General features: G+C 56.3%; 23 protein-coding genes, 1 tRNA gene and 2 pseudogenes. 8 read left to right on the top strand and 18 right to left on the bottom strand.

The window, feature by feature from the left end:
• Window positions 1-79 precede the first annotated feature (79 nt).
• A tRNA-Thr gene (locus tag J3Q04_RS01765) sits at window positions 80-155 on the top strand.
• Between the two features lie 166 nt (window positions 156-321).
• On the opposite strand, the pseudogene J3Q04_RS01760 reads toward J3Q04_RS01765, so the two are convergent.
• Window positions 322-965: pseudogene (locus J3Q04_RS01760) on the bottom strand (BRCT domain-containing protein).
• 127 nt (window positions 966-1,092) lie between these two features.
• Between J3Q04_RS01760 and J3Q04_RS01755 the strand changes: the two are divergent.
• Together J3Q04_RS01755 and J3Q04_RS01750 are read left to right on the top strand one after the other, a co-directional pair.
• A pseudogene (locus J3Q04_RS01755) lies at window positions 1,093-1,416 on the top strand (integrase domain-containing protein); the annotation flags it as partial.
• Window positions 1,413-1,688 (top strand): hypothetical protein, encoded by a 276-nt coding sequence (locus tag J3Q04_RS01750; protein WP_434608307.1) that lies wholly within the window; start codon window positions 1,413-1,415, stop codon window positions 1,686-1,688. The pseudogene J3Q04_RS01755 and the gene J3Q04_RS01750, both read left to right, overlap by 4 nt.
• Window positions 1,689-1,912: 224 nt before the next feature.
• Here J3Q04_RS01750 and J3Q04_RS01745 read toward each other — a convergent pair whose 3' ends face one another.
• From J3Q04_RS01745 to J3Q04_RS01725, 5 genes are all read right to left on the bottom strand, one after another.
• The gene (locus tag J3Q04_RS01745; protein WP_223534666.1) at window positions 1,913-2,497 is read right to left on the bottom strand and encodes a hypothetical protein; all 585 of its coding nucleotides are present in this window, start codon (window positions 2,495-2,497) and stop codon (window positions 1,913-1,915) included.
• Window positions 2,498-3,400 (bottom strand): DUF4747 family protein, encoded by a 903-nt coding sequence (locus J3Q04_RS01740; RefSeq protein WP_434608310.1) that lies wholly within the window; start codon window positions 3,398-3,400, stop codon window positions 2,498-2,500.
• Between the two features lie 497 nt (window positions 3,401-3,897).
• Window positions 3,898-4,563 carry a hypothetical protein gene (locus J3Q04_RS01735; protein ID WP_434608312.1) on the bottom strand — a complete coding sequence of 222 codons (666 nt, stop codon included), beginning with the start codon at window positions 4,561-4,563 and terminating at the stop codon, window positions 3,898-3,900.
• A gap of 719 nt (window positions 4,564-5,282) precedes the next feature.
• Entirely contained in the window at window positions 5,283-5,573 is a 291-nt protein-coding gene (locus J3Q04_RS01730; protein WP_434561156.1) for a type II toxin-antitoxin system RelE family toxin, read from the bottom strand.
• Window positions 5,563-5,802 (bottom strand): type II toxin-antitoxin system RelB/DinJ family antitoxin, encoded by a 240-nt coding sequence (locus J3Q04_RS01725; protein ID WP_027911784.1) that lies wholly within the window; start codon window positions 5,800-5,802, stop codon window positions 5,563-5,565. The genes J3Q04_RS01730 and J3Q04_RS01725 overlap by 11 nt, the downstream gene beginning before the upstream one ends.
• A 329-nt stretch (window positions 5,803-6,131) precedes the next feature.
• Here J3Q04_RS01725 and J3Q04_RS01720 point away from each other — a divergent pair, with 329 nt between their 5' ends.
• Window positions 6,132-6,410: a DUF3077 domain-containing protein gene (locus tag J3Q04_RS01720; protein ID WP_434608314.1), complete on the top strand. Its 279-nt coding sequence runs from the start codon at window positions 6,132-6,134 to the stop codon at window positions 6,408-6,410.
• Window positions 6,411-6,517: 107 nt separating this feature from the next.
• On the opposite strand, the gene J3Q04_RS01715 is transcribed toward J3Q04_RS01720, so the two are convergent.
• The gene (locus J3Q04_RS01715) at window positions 6,518-6,832 is read right to left on the bottom strand and encodes an SDR family oxidoreductase (protein ID WP_434561160.1); all 315 of its coding nucleotides are present in this window, start codon (window positions 6,830-6,832) and stop codon (window positions 6,518-6,520) included.
• Here J3Q04_RS01715 and J3Q04_RS01710 point away from each other — a divergent pair.
• Window positions 6,751-6,999: a LysR substrate-binding domain-containing protein gene (locus J3Q04_RS01710; RefSeq protein WP_434608317.1), complete on the top strand. Its 249-nt coding sequence runs from the start codon at window positions 6,751-6,753 to the stop codon at window positions 6,997-6,999. The two genes, J3Q04_RS01715 and J3Q04_RS01710, sit on opposite strands and share 82 nt — an antisense overlap.
• A gap of 184 nt (window positions 7,000-7,183) precedes the next feature.
• On the top strand, window positions 7,184-8,791 hold the full coding sequence (locus tag J3Q04_RS01705) for a methyl-accepting chemotaxis protein (protein ID WP_434608319.1): 1,608 nt from the start codon (window positions 7,184-7,186) through the stop codon (window positions 8,789-8,791).
• 4 nt (window positions 8,792-8,795) lie between these two features.
• Here the strand turns inward: J3Q04_RS01705 and J3Q04_RS01700 are convergent, their stop codons facing one another.
• Window positions 8,796-9,473 carry an RES family NAD+ phosphorylase gene (locus J3Q04_RS01700; RefSeq protein WP_420766400.1) on the bottom strand — a complete coding sequence of 226 codons (678 nt, stop codon included), beginning with the start codon at window positions 9,471-9,473 and terminating at the stop codon, window positions 8,796-8,798.
• Window positions 9,473-9,883, bottom strand: coding sequence for an MbcA/ParS/Xre antitoxin family protein (locus J3Q04_RS01695; RefSeq protein WP_434561166.1), 411 nt, complete (start codon window positions 9,881-9,883; stop codon window positions 9,473-9,475). Before J3Q04_RS01695 ends, J3Q04_RS01700 begins: the two co-directional genes overlap by 1 nt.
• 334 nt (window positions 9,884-10,217) lie before the next feature.
• Here J3Q04_RS01695 and J3Q04_RS01690 point away from each other — a divergent pair, with 334 nt between their 5' ends.
• Window positions 10,218-11,141, top strand: coding sequence for a LysR family transcriptional regulator (locus J3Q04_RS01690; protein ID WP_434561168.1), 924 nt, complete (start codon window positions 10,218-10,220; stop codon window positions 11,139-11,141).
• Here the strand turns inward: J3Q04_RS01690 and J3Q04_RS01685 are convergent.
• From J3Q04_RS01685 to J3Q04_RS01670, 4 genes are read right to left on the bottom strand one after another with little or no spacing between them, the layout of a single operon-like run.
• Window positions 11,058-11,375 (bottom strand): AzlD domain-containing protein, encoded by a 318-nt coding sequence (locus tag J3Q04_RS01685; RefSeq protein WP_039592671.1) that lies wholly within the window; start codon window positions 11,373-11,375, stop codon window positions 11,058-11,060. The two genes, J3Q04_RS01690 and J3Q04_RS01685, sit on opposite strands and share 84 nt — an antisense overlap.
• On the bottom strand, window positions 11,354-12,067 hold the full coding sequence (locus J3Q04_RS01680) for an AzlC family ABC transporter permease (RefSeq protein ID WP_434608323.1): 714 nt from the start codon (window positions 12,065-12,067) through the stop codon (window positions 11,354-11,356). The genes J3Q04_RS01685 and J3Q04_RS01680 overlap by 22 nt, the downstream gene beginning before the upstream one ends.
• Entirely contained in the window at window positions 12,064-12,501 is a 438-nt protein-coding gene (locus J3Q04_RS01675; RefSeq protein WP_420766507.1) for a GNAT family N-acetyltransferase, read from the bottom strand. The genes J3Q04_RS01680 and J3Q04_RS01675 overlap by 4 nt, the downstream gene beginning before the upstream one ends.
• 13 nt (window positions 12,502-12,514) lie before the next feature.
• Window positions 12,515-13,261, bottom strand: coding sequence for a 2OG-Fe dioxygenase family protein (locus tag J3Q04_RS01670; RefSeq protein WP_420766404.1), 747 nt, complete (start codon window positions 13,259-13,261; stop codon window positions 12,515-12,517).
• A 399-nt stretch (window positions 13,262-13,660) separates the two neighbouring features.
• Between J3Q04_RS01670 and J3Q04_RS01665 the strand changes: the two genes are divergently transcribed.
• Entirely contained in the window at window positions 13,661-14,419 is a 759-nt protein-coding gene (locus tag J3Q04_RS01665; protein WP_434608326.1) for a DUF4123 domain-containing protein, read from the top strand.
• Window positions 14,420-14,489: 70 nt separating this feature from the next.
• On the opposite strand, the gene J3Q04_RS01660 is transcribed toward J3Q04_RS01665, so the two are convergent.
• The 5 genes from J3Q04_RS01660 to J3Q04_RS01640 all read right to left on the bottom strand — a co-directional run bounded on the left by J3Q04_RS01660 (window position 14,490) and on the right by J3Q04_RS01640 (window position 21,767).
• Window positions 14,490-15,776, bottom strand: a complete 1,287-nt coding sequence (locus J3Q04_RS01660) for an OprD family porin (protein WP_434608328.1) — start codon at window positions 15,774-15,776, stop codon at window positions 14,490-14,492.
• A gap of 395 nt (window positions 15,777-16,171) precedes the next feature.
• Window positions 16,172-16,372: a hypothetical protein gene (locus tag J3Q04_RS01655; protein ID WP_420766407.1), complete on the bottom strand. Its 201-nt coding sequence runs from the start codon at window positions 16,370-16,372 to the stop codon at window positions 16,172-16,174.
• Between the two features lie 243 nt (window positions 16,373-16,615).
• Entirely contained in the window at window positions 16,616-17,722 is a 1,107-nt protein-coding gene (gene aguA / locus J3Q04_RS01650; RefSeq protein WP_420766408.1) for an agmatine deiminase, read from the bottom strand.
• 3 nt (window positions 17,723-17,725) lie between these two features.
• Window positions 17,726-18,604: an N-carbamoylputrescine amidase gene (aguB, locus tag J3Q04_RS01645; protein ID WP_434561174.1), complete on the bottom strand. Its 879-nt coding sequence runs from the start codon at window positions 18,602-18,604 to the stop codon at window positions 17,726-17,728.
• Between the two features lie 250 nt (window positions 18,605-18,854).
• Complete coding sequence (locus tag J3Q04_RS01640) at window positions 18,855-21,767, bottom strand: aminotransferase (RefSeq protein WP_434608331.1); 2,913 nt, start codon at window positions 21,765-21,767, stop codon at window positions 18,855-18,857.
• Window positions 21,768-21,924 lie beyond the last annotated feature (157 nt).

Here is a 21,924-nt window from a genome sequence, read left to right as displayed (position 1 = left end):
AGAACTGCAGCTCGTCTAAAAATAGTCAGAATTCAGGGGTTTACAGAAGCCTCCCAATCGCTATAATCGTCGCCCACACGCCGGTATAGCTCAGTTGGTAGAGCAACTGACTTGTAATCAGTAGGTCCCGGGTTCGACTCCTGGTGCCGGCACCATACAAAACAAAGCCCTCGCAGAAATGCGGGGGCTTTGTTGTTTCTGGTGTGCTCTCCTGCCTCCGCTCCCTGAGAAAACCTGTGGGAGCGAGCTTGCTCGCGATGAGACCATCAACCCACCGACGATCTTCTCGTCCAAGACACGAGCAGCCGTCCCCAGGCCAGCTCAACCAAACAACATCTTCTGCCAGTGATCCTCACCCACAATGGCAATCGAAGCAACCGCTTCCCGCAGCTCCACTGCCATCATGATCTTCGTTCCGTAGGTACTGTGGCGCCACTGCTCATTACCCACGCTGCCGACCACCAGATAATGCACCTTCTTACTCACCCCGCCCCCCCAATCAAACCGCCACGCTCCTCGACCAGAGCCTGACAATTCTTGCGCGGCCCGTAGGCCATGACGCCTGTGAATACAAATGTACGGCCGTCCCACACCAAGTCAGGGACGGGCGAGTTGAACGGAAGGTCTGTCGGAGCGAAGGCAGCTGCACCGCCGACCTGGGGTCTATCAATGCCCACGCCAGAGAAACTACTCAGGATGTTAAGCAGCTCAAGAGACTCATCCGGGTCCAGGGCATCGTCCTGAAGCATGGACGCCAAACGCGAGTACAACAAATTGATCACCGGGTCATTCAAATGAGCGAGGTTGTTTTCCAACCACTGCTTTAAAAAGATCGCTTCGTGGGTGTTCACGACGCCGTCCGCCGTGATGCCAGCGGCCAGCCCGACCAGGGCATCGGCGGCACGCCGATCGATGCGGGACTGGTGGAAGAATTTGCTGTTTTCGAATTCGTTGTGTAGGTCCATTACGTGGGCTCCTTGAGTGTGTTGGCGAGGCTGACGCATTACCGATGGAGAGAAATATTGTGTCCAAACCTAGCAATTCTGCGCGCAATTTCCGGGTTTTATCTGAAAATAAATCCGTCCCCTTTTTCTCGAATTCGCCCTTCAAGTCTCGCCTGACGGTAGCCGCAACCTGCTTGCACAGAACGAAAGCTACCTGGATTTTCAACAAGGAATCGTCCGCCCCACACGGGACATTCTTCACAAGAACAACCTCAAAGGCTTTCATGAGTTGCGGGCGGCCTATGCATGCGACCGCTATGAGCAAATCACCCATCATCTAGCGCCCATCAATGGTGGTAGTTGCTACCAAATCGACCGGCGCCTCGACCAGCAGGCCCGAGTGCAAATCAGCTATGAGTTGGGACACAGCCGTGTCGACGTGGTGTCGGCTTATATTGGCGGTCGGAAATGAGCAAGCCATTCGATATGGAGCTGTTCTTGGCGGGCGTTCTGACCGGGTCGCATTCCACGCGCCAACGCCACCTGCGTCCGGCAAAGGCTATCCAAACAGCAATTGCTGAGCGCTGGCAACGAGACAATCCATGGACCTGGCAGAGAAAGTATTTTGTCTGGATTCTGAATCAGCACCTGAACCATCGCGCTAAATCGACTCGCTACTACTATCTGCTGACCATGCATCTAATTACTGACCGGTTAGGAAAACCATGGAAACTCAATCGTTAGGTGAAAATCCACAGCCGGCCAACGCGTGCTGCGCCTTAATTTATAGTTTGGCGTTGACTCAGGAACAGGCGGTGCTTGCACACAGCCAGGCTAAAAGCGAGCGGGGATCACAGTTAAACGATGCCTGATCCGACCTGCTGTCAGGACGCGAGTCAAACTACAAGGTTCAGGTCGAAAAGGCTGATTCGAGTTGACGGCGAACTTGTGCTTCATGCCGAAATACCTCATGGCCCCTTGTTGCTATCGGTTTCCGTGTTTAGTTGATCAATGTACGCTTCAAACCATTTGCTACTTCTAAATATGGAAAATGTAGCCGCCACCACAAGCATGATGGCATATATGAATATTAAAAATCCGATAGCGCCTGCGACAGGCGTCATGAACGACATGATTCGATAATACCATTCAGGCATGTTTGGCAGAGTAAAGCTAAGCGATTTTGAAATCAAAGCATAAAAAAGAGCAATCGTTTGCACCAGAATAAAATGTACAAACGAAGATATAAGCGAGAGAAACGGTGAAGGGCTTTTCGGTTTGCTACCTCCGGCGATAATTTTGCTAAAGCCTGAATCCATGCTCATGAAAACAGCCAGACCAGCGAGAGTAAAGCCAAGTAATGTGGGGATAGCTCCTATGACTATGTCCCACCATCCTGGCTTTGTCCAAAGCCCGAAGCTAAGCATGGTTATAATAATCGCGCCGCCAAAGTAAATAGACACCACAAGAGAACGAATACCACCGTACAGGCTCCAGAACTCAGCCCATAATTCAATTGTTCCTTTATATGAGTCTATCAACTCTTTGAACATTTACATTTCCCTGCGAATTTCTTCGGCTTTTTCGACTAAAGCATTTTGTTCAGATTGAATTTCAGAATTATAGCTGGTCTGAACTTTCATGGGGAAGTCCTTAGAAGACAAGAAGACAACTTCCCCCTGCTGGTTGCGTCCTTTGATATTGACCTCTCCATTCGAGGCGGCGACTTTTGCCAGGGCCTTCAATTGTTGGTCAGGCTTCAGCCCTTCCGACCCGGCCTCAAAATATTGGAGTACTTCTTTTTTTGCGTTCATTCTCTTGAGCCTATCCAACACGTCCCCATCAAGATTTTTGTGGTCATCAGGGTTGGGCTTATATATTTCAAGCTCAAGATGTGAGATTCGAGGAAGGGAAAAAAGGTTCTTCGTTGAGCCCAGCTTTGGCTCAACAGTAACTTTTAATTCGCCAAAGTCGGCCAAATCACCTCGCTCAGAGATGTTTTCAAAAAATCTCATGATCATATTTGGAGAGAGGCTTAACTTGGCTTTTTGAGTAATGAAAAACAGCTTGTGTTGATCAGGAAAAAACACGTATGGGATTTTTTTAAAATGTGGCTTCAGATGGCTTGGTATAATTATTCCCTTAACATCTTTTTTTGAGGCGGAATCCATGCTTAATGTATTGAACCAGTCTTCTGCTTCATCGAGCTTCAGGAATTTATAAAACTCTCCTACGTAAGCTTCCTTAGAGCTCTCGCTTTTATAGAAAGACCCAAGCATTAGGGCGTCATCACCTCTAACTTTTGAGTCAAGCTTGGATGAGTATATAGTCTCAAAAAGGTTGACATATTTTTGCTTGGAGTGAGGTTGCAGTACAATATTCAGGCATGCTACTTGAAATGACAATTCTCGAGTCTGTCGTTTCTGCTCATTTGATTTTATTTGTTTTCCGGCCATATTTTTTCTTCCCTTTCTGAACATTGTTAAGCTCAGGTCCAGCACTTAACGCTTGGCCCAGAACCGAATCATCCGCATCGAGTTGTACGGACGTAGGGCTTCACCCACGCCACAGCATGGCAGAAAGCCATTGTTTTCCCAATCACTGCTTTGGTATATGTAGACAAGGACTGCCGCGCTGATTTTTGGCAGGACATTTGATTTTGAGCCAAGGGTTGTTCCCGGATGGTGGAAGCCATTGCTGACGCTTAATGACTGCGGGCTGCTCAACCTACGAAAATCAGCGCCAGCCTTCGTAGATCAAGGCTATCAGCGTGTAGGGAAAGCTACTAGCCCAGTAAATCTGTCTGGTGCCTGTCAAACATTTGGCCCTGGCTTTCGTCAAAGCGAGCTCAAAGTGGCACACGCATGGGGCATAGGGGCAGCCCATCACCTTCGGCGTCCGCGAAAGTGTATTGGCATCTCCACAGTGCGTAATTTCCGAGATCTGGGATCTATCAGTGGCCTCCGATAGCTGGTGCTGCTCCTGACAGAAGCGACCGTATCAGGCCAGTTCGAGATGTTCGCTGGAGACTCAAGCGTCCATCTGCTCCATACCGAGTAATCGCCCACATTTGCTCCGTCCCGAAATCGAATATCACAGTGTGGCGAGCGCTCAACCAGACTTCGCGCGCATTCTTCCAGGCCCAGCAGTGGTGCCCTTCGTAAGTGCCGCTCATCAGGTCGCCTAGTTCACGAGCTGGATACCCAAGATGTAAAGCTCCTCTCTCAGCATTGGCTGCAAGATCGCTACGACGAAAGTACATAAGACCGCTGCCATCGAAACAGGGGGGCTGGCGCCATTTGTTCCATTGGGAGTAGATCGGTAAAGCCAACTCAAAGTCTTGTATCGCGGGATGATCGGGGGGTGGTAAAGCATCACCTATCTGAATGTACTCCTTGAATTTTTCTCCGTTCACAATCCAAATCATTTTCTCCCCATAGAACTGCTCTCGACTGAACATTTCTTCGATGCTCATCGGTGAGTTATGAAGCTCAATTACTGTGCCGTCGGGGCGCTTCACGTCAGCGATATGTTTCTCACCTGCGTGGTCGTGAGCAACCACCTCTTGCCAACTCAAATGGAAACAGTGCTTTCCATGCTCGATGCCATGGCCCTTCATTCTCCATCCAAGAATCGCAGTGCCGGCGTCCCGCGTGAGCCCAGTGCCAAGAAATGATAGGGCCGCATTTCGCTTGAGCCGGCTTTCCGCATATTTGGCATTCCCCTTTCAGTCCCGGCGCCGGCTCTTTTCGCACCCCATCAACCAACGCTACTTCCATGGAGGGCATACCCATCTCCTGTTTTGATCAATCTGTAGCTCGAATGTAGCTGAGTTAAGGACGCTTTGACCCATAGCACGGTGTTTAGTCTTCGCAGACCACTCCGAGCCTTGCGCCGCCTCGTTTCAAAAGGCGAATCGCCTTTAATTTCTATGGCGGAATCAACAGGTAGCTATTGCCCCACTCATGCCTAATTACCGACGGGAAATAGTCGGTAACGTTCAAACTCTAAAGGTTGACCATCCGTATGCTGCTCAGGATGATTTACGTATCGGTCGACAACGTGCTGATGCCTTAAAATTTTCCGATTCGACTCCTCTGAAAGCCATAACTAGCTGATTTATTTATAGTTACTAGTTGGGGTACGCCAAACTTTCCACCGACTTCCAGATCCACAGAAAACCTAGCCTCGTCGAAAGCTACCGTTCGTCTGGTGCCGGCACCATACAAAACGAAGCCCTCGCAGAAATGCGGGGGCTTTGTTGTTTCTGGGTGTCCATTCCTGAAAACTCTGTGGGAGCAAGCTTGCTCGCGATGAGGCCAACAACTCACCGACAACTCAACCACCTAATCGCTCAGCCGCTTTCCGATAAACCTGATCTCGTTCACGTTTCTCGACGGCCACGACAAACACCACGACCTCATGATCAATCACCTGATAAACCAGCCGATAACCGCTGCTCCGCAGCTTAATCTTATAGCAATCAGGAAAGGCATGCAGTCGGTTTGCTTCGATGCGCGGATTGGCCAGGATCGTCGTGAGCTTCTTTTTGAGCTGCTCACGGACGGTATTCCCTAGCTTTTGCCATTCCTTTAGCGCCCGTGCATCGAATTCGAGGTTATAGGTCATCTAGCGAAACCTTAACCCGCTGCGGGGCTGCGAGTCGCTCGCGCACCGTTGCGATCAGGGCTTCATCGTCCTCGGTCATCAGGACGGGCTTGAACGGCAACTGGCCGCGCTCCGCTACGTATTGCAGAGCTTGGCGCATCAGCTCAGAAGGGGTGACGCCGAGCTTTTCCAGCTCGCGGTATGCACGCGCCTTGAGGTCGTCGTCGATACGAACGTTGATGGAAGCCATGAGATAGTCCTCGCTGTAATGACGTTAGTCTTTACAGTGAAGGAAAAGCTTGAGTCCGGCAAGCCCCAGAACTCATTCATCTCCAATCCAGGGTTACAAATACTTTTATCGGGACGTTGGCGACCTTTTCCAGCAACCTAAAATGGCTGCCAAATACCCGCCAAGCCTAGGTTGACCTGGTCAGCATGCTCAAATCGTGCGGTTTTTTTTATGCGCTAAAACTACGGGATGTTTTCGGCAGATCCGCACATACAAAACGAGGATCTGCTGCAGTCTCGCTTTATCACTTTGCCAGCCACCCGCCGCCAATTGGCGAACGGAGGTGCGCAATGACCCATCCCAAAGACCTCAAAACCCCAGGCCTAACCCCCTTCTCCTACCACTCCGACCGCCCGCTATTCCGCGTCAACAACGGCATCCCCATTGACGAAGCCCTATCCCACGCTTCCGACCTGCTCCACGTCGCCAAAGTCCTCGCCGAGGAAGCGGCGATGATTCGCGGCACGGATCGGTATGCCTGGGCTTCGTATTATTTGCAGGATATGAGCAAGGCCGTCATTGATGACGTGGTGAAGGTGCTGGAGGCGCCGGGGAGTCATCCGGTTTAAGGGGAGCGGGCCAATGCTGCTCGCTGGATGGGGCAGCATTGGCTTGAGCGGATAAAAGGGGCTACTTGCAGCCCAGCGGGAGCAATCTCCCTCGCCACGGGTTTGGGTCAGACCAACCGCGCACCGCCATCGATGTTCAGCGTGGCGCCGTTCATGAACGTGTTAGTCATCAGGAAAACCGTAGCCGCGCCTGCTTCAGCGGCAGTGCCCACGCGATGCAGCGGCAGCACCTGCTCCCATGCGCGAACGTACGCATCGCGCCCCTCACCCAAGGCTTTGCTGAAGATAGGCGTATCGATCGGGCCTGGAGACAGCGTGCGCCAGCGATGCGGTGGCTGCGGTGCTCGCCGCTGGCGGTGGCATCGGCATCTCACCCACTTATGTTGCCGCACCCTATGTCGCCCGGGGAGAACTGACGCCATTGTTTCCACAATTTGCCGTCGACCGTTCCTCCATTACCGCTTTGTGGCCGGAGAGCCGTCGGGGAAGCCCGAACGTCAAGGCGTTCGTGGGTTTTCTGAACGAACTGTTTCCTACCCCTACGCCATGGGACGAGATCGTCGCGAAGGGCGCCCTGACCTTTTCCTGAAATGTCTGCTTCCGGCTCACTGCGGGAAAGAAGGACGGCTTCGCAGCCCAACGGGAGCAAGCTCTCTCACCACCGGCTCATCCAATCATTTCTCCCGCCGATAGCTTCAGGTATGAGCCGTCCCAAGACTCTGCTGGCGCTTGACTACACTTGCCCAGACATCTCGCTCCAGGAGCAGTTAGCGATGAAGATCCGCACCAAAGTCATAGGCTCGGGGTTGGTCAGTCTTTCCTTTGCGTTGCTGCTCGGCGGGATCGGATTGTGGGGCTATCACTCCATGACCGAGGCCCTGGTGCAGAACGAGACCAGTATTTCGGCCATGCGCAAGCACATGGAGGCGGACATGATGCACGACGCCATTCGTGCCGATGTGTTGGCCGCTCTGTTGGTGACGCCAGGGGATGCAAAGGGCGCGAAGGAGGTGCTGGAGGGGTTCGATGAGCATACGCAGCGGATGCGCAAGGTTATCGCCGAGAATGCCGAGGCGAAGTTGCCAGGGGATGTCTCCAGGGCAATTGGCGAACTCAAACCGCAAGTCGAAACATACATCGATAAAGCCAAGCAGATCATCGGCAAGGCGCTGGGCGGCGCCCTGGATGCCCACGCGCTGCGGGCAGAATTCGACGGCGCATTCTCAGCATTGGAAGAACGCAACGAGGCGGTCAGCGAACTGATCGAAAACCAGGCGCAATCATCCCGCGAACATCAGGACAAGAGTATCCAGACCTCGGAGCGCTGGCTGTTCGTGACTTTGCTGGCGACCTGTGTCGCCCTGGCGCTGTTGTCCTGGAGCCTGCTCCGGGCCGTGCTCACCCCACTGAACAAGATCATCCTCAATACCCAGGCGATTTCCCAAGGCGATCTGCAGCGTTCGATGGGAACACAAAGCCAGGATGAACTCGGTCAGCTGCAGGGTGTGATCGAACAGATGCAAATCAATCTGCGGCAGATGATCGCCACCATTCGCGGTCAGAGCGATGAGTTGCATGGCACGTCACGGAATCTGGGCGATACGGCGCGGCAGATTGTCTCCAGCGCCGACCAGCAGGCCCAGAGCGCCACCAGCATGGCGGCGAGCATGGAGCAAATGATGGCGAACATAAGCCAGATCCATCAGCACGCCGACAGTGCGCGGACCATTTCGGCGCAGTCAGAACAACTGGCGAGCAGCGGTGGGCAGGTGATCCTTGGCGTGGTGGAAGGGATGAATCGGATCGCCGAAGTGGTCGCCCAGTCGTCCAGCAAAATCACCGCGCTGGATGCATCGTCCGAGGACATCCATTCCATTATCCAGGTGATCAAGAGCATCGCCGAACAGACCAATCTGCTGGCCCTCAACGCAGCCATCGAGGCCGCTCGCGCCGGCGAGGCGGGCCGCGGCTTTGCGGTGGTGGCCGACGAGGTACGCAACCTGGCGGCGCGCACGACGCAATCCACCCAGGAAATCACCGCGATGATCGAGCGCATCCAATCAAGCGCACGAGATGCGGTGGCGAACATGCAGGCCTGTGTCAGTCGAGTGGACGAAGGCGTGAACCTGGCGCAGCAGGCCGGGGTTTCTATCAGTGAAATCCGCACAGGCGCCCGGCATGCCGCCGAAGTGGTGGAGGAAATTTCCCAGACCATCGCCGAGCAATCAAAAGCCAGCGATGAGATGGCCCAACGGGTGGAGTCGATCGCCGAGCAGTCTAGGGAAAACACCCGCTCGATCCACGATTTGACGAAAACGGCAGATCATTTGAACGATGCCGCAGGCTCGATGCAGGCTTCGGTGCAGCAGTTCAAGATATGATCTATCACACCTGATTTACCTCAAACACAAACGATATTTCCCGTTTCTGGGCGCTCCAGACATAACGAATATGCTTGCCCTGCACCGGAATCGACACCGCCGGCGGCCGGAACGCGGCGATGCATTCGTGACCAGGCAGGCGGACGCTGTTATACAAAAGCCCCCAGGACAAGGTTGCGCGCAACTCCCGGGCAAATACCTGGGACGGGCCATAGGCCGTGGGGTCTGGATTGTGCAGATGCGGATAATCGTGGCGGATGTCGTGCAGGGGTCTGACGACCTGGTTGACATAGGTACGCATGGTCAATTCCAGGTCCGGCTCGTTGGTCGCCCCCAAGAACCGAGCCTGGTGGTAACACGTCTCGGCAATGGCCGCTTCCTGGCTGCTGGCAGCGTAATAGACGCCAAACGTGCCATCGCTGAAACGGCTGCTTTTGCCGATATGGGTAAATGCCGCCATCACGGGTGACGAACCAGGACCCGAAACGCGATCTTCAGGACGAACCCTGGAGAGCACGCCGGCTTCTTCCATGAGCCGATCATTGGTCAAAGCTTCTAACGCATAGGCGGTGGCGAGGTCTTGCGGATCGAGCACATCTTCAAACAGGGTGATCGGCGGGAAACTGCTATTGACGATCCGATAGGCCCGTTTCCATTGCGGTTCCGCCAGAGGCGGCGCCATCAACCACGTACTCCGTCGAGGTACCGCCGCACATCGGCAATATCCACCACCCGCCCGGCCAACATGTACGACAGCGCTGACTGACCGTTGAACGGCGCGGCAGCATTGGGGCTGCTGACCCATTGATACACACGGTCGCGGCTGTTGCTGAAAATGATGCTCAGGGCTTTATGGATACCCATCAGGTATGAAATGCGCTCAAGGGTGTCTCGCGGCAGCCTGACGTTTTCGGGTAACTGCTTGTACTTGTAAAAGGTCGTGTTTCCTACTTTTCCCAACAAGGTGCGCTGCTGCTCGACGCTGCAGCCCCACAACTCCATCAGATTGAAGAAAAACTTCAAAGCGACTCGACCCGCATCCGGGGAGTCCAATTGTTGCTGGGTACTCAAGGTAATCGAAGAGGTCGCCATGAGGTCTGGCTCCTTTGCTACAGGTTGATATCTGAAGATTAGTACATATGCGTACAAAAATTAAATTTTAATTCAAAAACGTACAACATCGACTGTAATAAAGTCAGCTTCTCTACACGATGCGTCCCGTATTCCGGGTTAATTGAATTGGCCTACACGCCGCCCCAGCAAAAATCCAGAATCGCGCATAAGCTCCAATCATCGCCTGCCAGCGCTTTTCGCCACAAAACCGCGACAAGCGTGACAAGGTGCTTGATGATAGCCAGCATCGCACCGCCAGACCCGGCCAGGTGCCCAACAATAGCGAGCCCACTTAAGCAGAGGGCATTACCTCATGGATAGCAGAACCTTACGCAATCTCATGCGCATCATGCAGACCGGCTCGTTGTCGGCCGCCGCGGAACAGTCGTGCCTTACGGTGCAGGCATTGGCGGCGCAATTGAACAAGGTTGAGGAACAGTTCGGGTTCCGGTTGTTTCGTCGCTCGAACAAAGGCCTGACATTGACGACCCAAGGCTCTGAGTTGACGCCTTTCATGGATCAGGTTTTGGCGGCCACTCGGCAACTCGAAGAAAAGGTCGCGGCGCTCAAGGCCCCCAGGCAACGGAGCCTTAAAGTGGCGCTCAACACGACGCTTACGCCCGATTTCAATCGACGCATGATCGATCGCCTGATCGCGGTTTTTCCTGAATACCAGCTGGAGTTCAGTTATGCCGAGTCGATGGAGAACCTGAGCAAGCTGAAGAACGAGCATTTCGACCTGGCAATCCTGATCGGCCAACAAAGCGGTTTCACCAGTATCCCGATGCCGGATGTGCAAGTGCAGGTGGTCGGGGCCCATTGCGGTAACCAGGATGACTCCCTTGGCTTGCTCGTCGACAAATTCCAGGTGCGCCCTGCGCAGGAATGCCCGTATTCCCACAGCTTCTTGCGTTTTCTCGACGCGGGTCTCGGCGAATACGGACCCAGCCAGAGGATGGTGTATTCCTGCAGCGAAACGCTGACCTTGTCGCTGATCACCCAGCTCGACGGCCTGGGGCTTGTCTCCAGGGACGCGGCGATGCGCAACGGCTTGGCCATCTTCCCGGATTTCGAAGACTTCCTGGAAGTGCGCCTGGCGGTTAACAATCCCGAGCTTTGCGACCAGGCGCTGCACGATGTGGTAGACCTGACGCTACAGGAACGAACCGAGCGCGATATACGACGCCGTGCCCACCGCCACACTGAGAAACAGGTTGCGGCTGAAATACGCACATAGCAGTGTCGGAATCGCAGCATAGAACTCAGGGCGGTCGATTTGTATCTGTTGATCCTTGATCAACAACGGAGTCAGGCTGATGGCGGCGACAATCGCTACCGGCAGGTATTCCAGCGCGCGGGCGACGAAGGGTGGCCAGTTTTCCGTATTGACTTGCAATGGCAATGCCCGCGGCAGGAAGGTCACGGCCATCATCAACACAACGACAAGGATCAGGAACGTTTGGTCAGGCATACGCCCACCCCGCAGCCAACAAACGTGGCGATGAATACGTTGAACGGTGAATTGCCCGCCAGGCTGAGCACGCCCATGCAGACGACCGCCGCCAGAGCCGCAATCAGTTTGTTGCGCGTATTGCACAGCGAAACCAGGACGTAGAGCATCATGGCTGTCAGGGCGTAATCGAGCTGATATTTGATCAGGTGCGCTGCATATTGCGCGCAGATGGCCCCCAACAAGCCGCCCAATACCCAGGACGCATGGCAAAAAAGGTTGAAGCCAATCAGGTAGCGCAAGCTGACCGGGGCCCCGCTACCCAGCTTGACGCTGTGGAAGGCGAACGACTCGTCCGTAAGCCCCGCCGCGTAGCACCAGCGCTCGAACCGACTGAGCCCCAACGCCCGTAATGCCTTGGCCATATAGACGGACATGAGCATGTGGCGCGCATTGATCAGGAACGTGGTGAGCACGATCGTGGTCAACGACGCACCGCTGGAAATCAGCGCCAGCGCAGCGAACTGCGAGGCGCCTGCGTAGACGAACAGGCACATCGCAACTGGCAGCCACAATGGCAGCCCAGCATTCACCGCCATCAGGCCGAACACAAACGAAACCGTGAAATAACCCGCAACTACCGGACTGGCTTCAGCGAAGGTTCGCGAGGCTTGTGGTTCGACCACCAGCGGCTGGCTGGAAGTCTTGTTCATAAATCCCTCTCGAAAGTGATTTCACCCTGGGGCTCGCAGAACCCCTGGGCGGCCCAGAAGCGCTTGCCAGCCAGGTTGGCATCGTCGACGAACAGAAACATGCGCAGTACACCCACGCGTTTCATATCCGCCGATGCCGCTTCCACCAGACGCTGGCCCAGGCCTTGGGTACGATGCCTCGGGCTGACCGCCAGGTGATTGATAGTGCCTCGAGTGCCCAGCATGCCGCCGATGACCGCGCCGACGACTTCACCCATCGCATCGAACGCCATGTAGGCGGTGGTGGTTTCCTGCAACAACACACCGCGCAGGAACCGCGCATCCTGCCACTCGCAGAATGACACCTCGGCAAAACCCCGGAAAAACTGCTCCAGTCGCTCCGCGTCCCTGACCATGGCTCGGCGCAACAGGACTTGCTGCACCGAATCGTCCATCGGTTCGAGCTGCTCAGCGAACAATGTCAAAAGCGGTCCCGGGCCGCGAGAAGGAGATCGCCAGAATCTGCCTGAACGCCATTTCATGGCTGTGGATATTGCGCGCCGGGGTCACATAATGGCGCATGTCCCGATCGAGGAAGAATGTCGTATCGAGGATATCCTCGTAAGTGGTTGCCGCCAGTTGTTCTTCCTGAGGGCTGTAGAGACGGCTTTCTGCACCGGACACGTTATTTCGGCCCCAGAAATGGACGCCGCTGAACGGATAGCCGTCGCAATGGATGCCTTCCGGGGTGATTTCCAATTGCTTGCCCGGCTTGATCTCGATGCGGATCTGATGGATCTGGCATTGCCAGATTTCGTCATGCAGTTCCTGGGGCAGGACGTTTTTGTACACGTCGAAGTCTGTGTCGATCAGGCTGCGCATCACCGGAGAATTGATCACTTCATTGGAGAAATCCTGGAAGTGCCGCTCCAATCCGCCCACGTAGCTGTTGTTGGCCTTGGACTGGACATAGGCTCGGTGTTCGAGCTGCTTGAGTTCACGAGTCGTGGGGTTGTATTCGAAATCGCTGTAGCGGCGAAAACGCATGCCTGACTCGGCCTGGCCGTAATAGCTGTCGGGCTCCATATTTTCCCAGCTTTTGGTCAGCCGGACAAAATCGCCGAAATGACCGTAGAGATTGAAGTCTCCACCGCGGACGTTGACGTATTTGTCACGTCTTAGCGCTTCGCCCACTTCCCTGTTCAAAACGATCATTTTTCATAGGTCTCCACTACATTGAGCGGACTAATCTATTAGGTGCAGGATTTGCGTCCATGAAAAAGTATTTGAAGCATTTCAAGCGATGTTTGAAACGGTGCAAAAAGTTTCATTAGTACGACTTTACGTTGGGAAAATTGCATCGCAGAACCCTCATTCCGGGGAAAGACCACCCACAGCTTTCGACGCCACGAGGGTGCGCAAGTCATGGCACAACAGTGCGCAATCAATTAGGCATCTTTTGCTCGTCATTCTCGACTTCCGCTCCTCCAAGCCATTGAAAATCCGTCGTAAACACCGAACCACGCGGCACTCGCCGAACCTGGCTTGATCCTTGATTGCTGCGCCTCATCCCCGGGTGAAGCCCGGCCCCATACCCTTGGCAAGGAGAGCCGGATGACGACCCTGGCGTTCAAGACCCTCGACCCCATCGCCTGGCTGGCCCAACAGCCCCTGCGGGAAAACGAACACCTTTACCTGATCATTAGCGCGGCGAGCGATACGGACGCCCTGGGGACCTATCGCCTGAGCGGCCCTAGCCATCCGCTCCTGCCCATCTGGAGCGAAACGCCCTATTCCACCTGGCATGCGGTAATGCCCTACGTCACAAAACTCGCCCCCGACTCAACGTTCCTGCCATGGATTACCGAAACCGACGCCCTCGATTGGGGCTGGCTTGCTGTCTCCCGTTGTGAACCGGAGGAGGTGCTGGGGCATCTGCGCAGCCTGACGCAAGTGAAAATGCCGAAAGGTCGCGAGGTGTTTTTCCGGTTTTGGGATGGACGTTTCATCTATCCGATCCTTGAAGGCCTGGGAGACGACGCCCAAGCCTTGCTACCGGTGTTCGAACGGTATTTGATCAATGGCAAACCGCTGGAAGCAAGCCCGAGGAAGGTGCCGATGGTCCAGGATTGGCCATGGTGGGAAGTACCGCAAGGGTTACTCGATGCTTTAGCCGAGCAGGACCAGTCTGCGCCGATTGACAATCTGATGCAGTGGCTCGAAGAAGAACATCCTGATATCCATTGCGCATGGCCCAGGAGTGTTCTCAAGCGCAAGGTGGGCTATTTTTCAAAGCTCATCGGCGCTGAAGCCAATCCACAGCAAACCCTGCTTGATGTCCTGCGCCTTGAACAGAAAACGGTCTTGGAATAAAGGTAGGCACTTAGAAAAACCCGATCCAAAGATCGGGTTTTTCATCAAACGCGGGCGATGCAGTCAACGATCAAAAGACATTGATCGGATAATCCACGAACACCCGCAGTTCATTACCGCTGACGTTGTACTCACTGGACTTCTGCGACACGCGCAGGAACGAGCTGCGCAACCGCACGCTCAAGTCTTTGGCCGGTCCGCCCTGGACCACGTACTTGAACTGGTTGAAGATCTCGCGCTCGGTACCGCCTTCGCTGGTGGAGGTGGTGATGTTATCGCCACGCACATAGGCCACGTTATAAGTCAGGCCCGGTACACCGAAGGTGGTGAAATCCAGGCCATAGCCCAATTGCCAGCTGCGCTCGTCTTCGGCGTTGAAGTCCGACCAGTACGAGTTGGCCAGGTAGATGGTATTGCCGCCATCACCGACACGGTTCTGGTCACGCTGGTAGCCACCGTAGGCGTAGCCGAGGTTGCTGTCGCCGGTGCTGCGCTGATGGGCGAGCGTGAAGCTGTGCGGGCCGGTGGCGAAGGTCGCCGCCAGGCTCCAGATCTTATTGTCGTCCCCGGTGACGTTGTTTTCGCGAACGTAGCTGTTGTCCAGCTTGGTGCGATAACCGTTGAAGTCCAGCGTCAAGGACTGATCCTTGGCCAATGGGAACACGTAGTTGGCATTCACGTATTGCTTCTTCAAGACGTCTTCGACATCCGAGGCGTAGAGCGAAGCCTTGAACTGCTCGGTGAACTGATAGCTGCCGCCCATCACGTTGATCGACTTCAGACCACCACTGTCACGACCTTCGGCGCTCTTGCGCGACTCGGCAGTGAAGCGGCCTGCGTTCAGTTCAAGGCCTTTGATTTCCTTGGAGGTGATCAGCGTGCCGGTGTAGCTTTCCGGCAGCAGGCGCGAGTTGTCATAGTTCAACACCGGCAGGGCCGGCATCTGGTCACCGTAGGCCAGCACCGTGTTGGAAACCCGGAACTTCACCGCGGCACCGAACTTGGACAGGTCGTCGGCGGCGTTGCCACTGTCACCCTTCTTGAAAAAGTCGATGCCTTGCGCACCGGTGCGCCCCTTGCCGCCGTCCAGGCGCAGTGCGTACAGGCCGAAGGCGTCCACGCCTACGCCCACGGTGCCTTGGGTGAAGCCGGACGAGAACGTACCGATGGCCGCTTGGCCCCATTCGGCCTTGTCCCGGTTGCCGTCCTTGTAGTCGCGACTGATGTAGGCGTTGCGCAACAGCACTTTCAGGCTGCTGTCTTCAACGAACCCCTTGGATTCAGCCTGGTCGTTGGCCATGGCTTGTGTGCTGCTCAATATCCCCAGTGCTATCAAAGTAAAGCGCTTGTTCAACATGATTATTTTCCTTGTACGGGTTGATTCGCACTGCAACCGGCAACCGGAATGGCGCTTTAGCGCTCTTTATTCGGACTCTTGCTCCTGGAAATAATAAAAAGGCCCGCCCACGAATCATCGTGTCGGGCCTTTTTATTATTTAAGAGTCATGGCTGTTAGCCACAGGCGTGGGCGAATCCTAGTCGCGCCCGGAAGCCTGTGTCAATTTCGTGAATCTTCTGAAATCAGGCAAAAAATTTCCGGAAACGGATTCAAGTAAGCATGCGGTCCAAGGGAATGTCGGGTTGGTAGAGACGCCACCATGGTGAGCAAGCCGTTTACATGAGCGGGTAAACAGTCGCTCATAAAAAAAGCGCTGCCCTCGCGGTCAGCGCTTTTTATCAATCCGTTGAATTCTATCCTTGCATCACATCCCACAACGCTTCCAGCTCCGCCTCGCTGAACAGGCCAGCGGGGTAGCGTTCCATGATCATCCGGCGCGGATCAGGTTCCCTGATCTGACGCGTTCCGTTGGATTTCAACCACTGCGCCACGGCTTGAAGCGACTCACCATTTACAGCCAAAGGATGGCATGTGCGCTCGCTAATCATGTTCATTCCAGCGCCCTCCTGGTTGATGAGCGGCCAATCTATCCGAGGTTTATGACAAAACAACGCAGCTCCACTGCCCCAGAACTGCCGAAATAACAATACAAGAGCTATGCCAATGTCATCGCGCTGGTAGCCCGCCAGACACAAAAAAGCCCGCGCCCCAATCAGGACGCGGGCTTGCCGGGATGGATCCAAAAACACCGGCATAGAGCCGCTGCGATGAGTGTCACCCGGCTGTTACATCGCCACTCATTTTATGCGCGGCGCCGGCTGCTGTTGGGTAAGGCAATGGATGTTTCCGCCTCCCAGTAACAGTTCCCGACCCGGTACCATGACCACTTCATGCTCCGGAAACAGGCTTTGCAGCAGGTCCTTGGCCGGACCGTCCAGCGGGTCATCGAAACTCGGGGCAATGATGCCGCCGTTGACGATCAGGAAGTTCACGTAGGAACCGGCCAGGCGCACAGTCGGATTGCGCTCCTGGGATCCTTCCACCGCATCAACGCCCGAGCATTCTTCCTCGGTGGCGTACAACGGCCCGGGGATCGGCATTTTATGCACTGTGAACGGGCGCCCCTTGGCGTCGGTGCTGTTTCGCAGCACCTCCATCGCCCCATGGCAGCGGGCATGATTGGGGTCCTGCGGATCGTCGGTCCAGGCGAGCAGCACTTCACCAGGGCGCACGTAGCAGCAAAAGTTATCCACGTGGCCATCGGTTTCATCATTGAACAGGCCGTCCGGCAGCCAGATGATCTTGTCTACCGCCAACTGGGCGCTGAGCACCGCCTCGATGTCCTCGCGGCTCATGTGCGGGTTGCGATTGCGGTTGAGCAGGCATTCTTCGGTGGTGATCAACGTGCCTTCGCCATCGACGTGGATCGAACCGCCTTCGAGTACAAAACCTTCGGTGCGATAGCGCGGGCTGCGCTCGATTTCGAGAATCTTGCCGGCCACTTGTGAATCGCGATTCCACGGCGAGTACAGCCCACCGTCGAACCCGCCCCAGGCGTTGAAATCCCAATCGACGCCGCGAACTTCGCCGTTGTCATTGACGACGAACGTCGGGCCGGTATCCCGGACCCAGGCGTCATCGCTGGACATTTCCACCAAACGAATATTCGGCACATCGAGGCGCGCCCGGGCGTTTTCATACTGGGCAGCGGACACCGCAACGGTCACCGGCTCGAAACGGGCGATGGCCTTGGCGACCGCGACATGGGCAGCCTGCGCCGGCTTGCCGCCCAGGCGCCAGTTGTCCGGGCGCTCGGGCCAGATCATCCAGACCTGAGTCTGAGTCGCCCATTCGGCGGGCATGTGGAAACCGTCCGCGCGCGGAGTGCTGTGCAAAGTTGTCATCAATCAGGACTCCAGTGAGCCGTCGAGGGTTTTGATCGCGCCGTACAGGTTCGGCCGTCGATCACGGAAAGTGCCCCAGGCACTGCGAATGTGTTCCAGCTCGTCAAGGTCGAAGCTATGCACCAGCACGCCTTCTTCGGTTTCGTCCAATTCCTGGACCTTTTCGCCAAACTGGTCGGCAATGAACGACGAGCCGTAGAACGTGATGTCGTAGCCATCCTGCTCTTCGTTGCCGATGCGATTGCTGGCCACCAGCGGCATCAGGTTGGCGCCCGCATGACCCTGTTGCACGCGTTGCCAGTGATCGCGCGACGAGATGGTCTTGTCGTGCGGCTCGCTGCCGATAGCGGTCGGATACAGCAGGATCTCCGCGCCTTGCAGCGCCATGCTGCGGGCGCATTCCGGGAACCACTGATCCCAGCAAATGCCTACGCCAATCTTTGCGTAGCGGGTATCCCATACTTTGAAACCGGTGTCGCCAGGATTGAAATAATACTTTTCATGATAGCCAGGACCGTCCGGGATATGGCTCTTGCGGTAGACGCCCAGGTTCCGTCCATCGGCATCAATGATGGCAATACTGTTGAAGCGCGCCCGGCCGGCCAGTTCAAAAAAACTGATAGGCAACACGACCTGCAGCTCCTCGGCAAGTTTCTGGAAGTGCTTGATGGCGATGTTCTCATCGACCGGCGTTGCCAACTGCAGGTAATCCGGGTTCGGCTTCTGGCAGAAGTAGGGCGTCTCGAACAGTTCCTGGAGGAGGATAACCTGCGCGCCTTGGGCAGCGGCCTGGCGAACGAGCTTTTCGGCGGTCTCGATATTGGCTTCAAGATCCCAGGAACAGGCCATTTGAGTAGCGGCTACGGTAACGATACGGCTCATGAATCATCTCCTGGGCGATGGACAGAGCCGCCTTTATAGCCGATAAAAATCGACTTTAAAATAGAATAAGGCCAATTTTCCCTGAAGCTATGCTTCTAGAGCCGACAAAATCGATAAATAACCGTCGGAAAAACTTGTGGGAGCGAGCTTGCTCGCGATAGCGGTAGACCAGTCAAACAATTATCGGCCTGGAACCGTCATCGCGAGCAAGCTCGCTCCCACAGGGGAGCAGCGTGGCGTTTCAGATTGGCTACAACCCCTCCTCCAACACCTTCGCCAGCATATCGACGAAGAAATCCACGCTTTGACGCGTGGTGACCATCGGCGGCTTGATCTTGAGAATGTTGAGGTAATCACCGGTCGGCTGCATGAAGATACCCAGCTCGCGCAAACGATCGCACAGTGCCGTGGTTTCTTCAGTGGCCGGTTCGAGGGTGTCGCGGTTGCGGATCAATTCCACTCCCAGGTAAAACCCCGAACCATGCACCGCTCCGACCAGGGGATACCGGTCGATCAACGCCTCCAGGCGGGCCTTGAAATGTCCTCCGACCACCCTGGCGTTTTCCCACAGTTTTTCTTCTTCCATGACATCCAGCACGGCCATGCCGATCTGGCAACTGACCGGACTGCCGCCTGCGGAAGAGAAGAAATACCCCTCGGCTTCCAGCGCCTCAGCGATCTCCCGGCGGGTGATCACTGCCCCCAGTGGCTGGCCGTTGCCCATGCCCTTGGCCATGGTGATGATATCCGGCACCACGCCTTGTTCTTCGAAGCCCCAGAAAAACTCGCCCATGCGCCCGTAGCCAACCTGCACCTCGTCGGCGATGCAGACACCGCCACGCTCGCGCACCATGGCATACACCTGCTTCAGGTAGCCTGGCGGCAATGCGATGCCGCCGGCGTTTCCATACACAGGCTCGCAAATGAAACCGGCGAGCTGGCGTTTCTGCTCGGCGATTTTCGCCAGGTTGTGCTCGACGCTGCGCACGTAGTCTGGCGCACTGTCGACCCCGCGGAATTCACCACGATAAGTGTTCGGCGCTGTCACCGGGTGCACCCAGTCTGGACGGCTGCTGAGGGCCTGGGGGTTGTCGGCGATGGACGTCGAGACCGCGTCCGCCGCCACCGACCATCCGTGATAGGCCTCCAGCACGCTGAGCATGTCGCGCCCGCCGCTGTAGGCCCAGGCCAGGCGGATCGCCAGGTCATTGGCCTCGGTGCCGCTGTTGACCAGAAACACCCGGTCCATGTTCGGCGGTGCCAGCGCCAGCAGGCGCTCGGAAAACTCGGCGATCGCCGCATAGTGAAAGCGCGAGTTGGTATTGAGCAGCGACCACTGCCGGGCCGCAACCGCCGCCATGCGCGGATGGCCGTGCCCCAACACCGCGACGTTGTTGAGCATGTCCAGATAGGAGCGGCCCTGCATGTCGATCAGGTGATTGCGCCAGCCGCGCTCGATGCGTGGCGGGTCGACGTAGTAGTGTTTTTGCGACCGGGCGAAACTCGCATCGCGACGGGCCAGGAGCGCCTCGGGGTCGATTTCCGGCTCAGCATCGCAAGCCAGCCCCAGCAACGCCGCGGGCGAGGGGCAAAGCGCCTGCCAAGCCGGCGCCCTCGACGGCGCACAGAACAGCGGCGGCGCCAGATGTTCACCTCGGCACAGTTGGACCCGCAAAGGGCCAGCCACTTCGCCAAGTGCCTGGCCTTTGGTCAACGAGGCCCCGGAACGCAGCGACGAAGACACGCCCCACACATGCAAGCTCAGTTGCGGGCCGTCGAGCCGCAGCAAGCCATTGGCATCCTTGTGCACAACCCCGGCGAAGGGCGACGCCAACGGCGTACCGTGGGGCACATGCAATTCCACGTGCAATGGAAAGGTATCGGGCTCGACGGCACTGTCCGGACGGGTGCGTGAAAGCCGATATTGCCCGTAGCGGCTGGCCGCCAATCCATGCACCGCAGCCGCTTCGCTCAGCAGGCGCTGGTCGATTCCCGCCTGCTCCCAATTGCCGGCCTCGAAATGCGGGCTCAGGACGCCGAGGTCGATCAGGGCGAAATCTCGCCCGACCAAACTCGGCAACAACGGCGCGAAACCCTCGTTGGCGAAAGGCGGCAGGCTGTGGCCGGCGGCGGTGAGAATCGCCGCCTCCATCAACTCGAGCGGCACTGAATGGGCAACATCGAAGATCTCCCATTCATGTTGAAGATTGTCACGGGAGTATTCATTGCCCGGATCGATAGCCACTTGTTGCTCACCGCTGAGCACCAGCACCGCGGCGCGGGCGACAATCAACGGCCAAAGCGCCATGAGTTCTTCGCGTTGCAACGGATTGACGCGGTGGTAGGCGCGGATCGCCGGCAGGATGAAAAACGGGTCCCCATCGGCGTGATGCAGCAGGGCCGCGCAGGTTACCGACAGATCGGTGATACGCCAGGTGCGGATCAGGTCACCGAAATCGATGACGCCTTGCAGTTGCCATTGGCGCTGGGCGTCCCGCTGCCAGACCACGTTGTCATCGGTGATGTCCATGTGGATCGCTTGCACCGGCAGGCTTTCCTTGAGTGGTTGCAAACGCCGTTCGGCCTGTTGCGCCGCTTCGGCGATCAATCGGCGTCGTTGTTCATCCTTGATGACGGGCAGCAAATGATCGATCAAGGCCGGCGCATGACGCGCGTCCCACTGCAATGTGCGATCCAGGCCGGGATGATCGAACGCAGCGAGGGCCACGTCCATCTCGGCACACACGCGCCCCAGCCCTGTCACCAGGTCGCGGGAAAGATGCTTGAGCTGGGTCAGGGACTGGCCCTCGATGTACTCCAGCAACCGCACGTGAACGGTTTGCCCGTCGACCTCAAGCGTCAACAGGTCCTCGCCATTGCTGGCCGCCATGACCGCAGGCACCTTTACCGCGCCATGCCCGGCCAGCGCCTTGAGCGCGGCATGCTGGGCCTGGAGCTCCTGGACGGCATAGTTGCCGTGGCAAATCTTCAATACGAACCGCCCGCGGTCGCTGTCGACGCGGTAATTGAGATCCTGATGGCTGCCGAGGGGTCGCAGGTCACCGCTGAGTCCGTAATTCGAGCGCAGCAGCACCAACGCCTGTTCGGCGCTGATCTGTGGGCTTGGCAAACTGGCACGGTGAACCAACGTAGCGAGCGGCATACAACGACCCCTGAGTGGTTTTGTTTTGGATGCTTATCTCGCCATTGAGTCGGAGGATTAGCAACCCCCACTTCTTATTAAGTAGTGAGCCTGCTTCCCTTGACCCGTTCCCAAGGAATATTCGCTTGCACGCTCTTCGTCATGCCGACAAGCTATG

This window comes from Pseudomonas sp. D4-21, from assembly GCF_051132125.1.
Lineage (GTDB): Bacteria > Pseudomonadota > Gammaproteobacteria > Pseudomonadales > Pseudomonadaceae > Aquipseudomonas.
The sequence above is the reverse complement of the archived record's forward strand: the minus strand, read 5'-3'. Positions and strand labels throughout refer to the sequence as shown.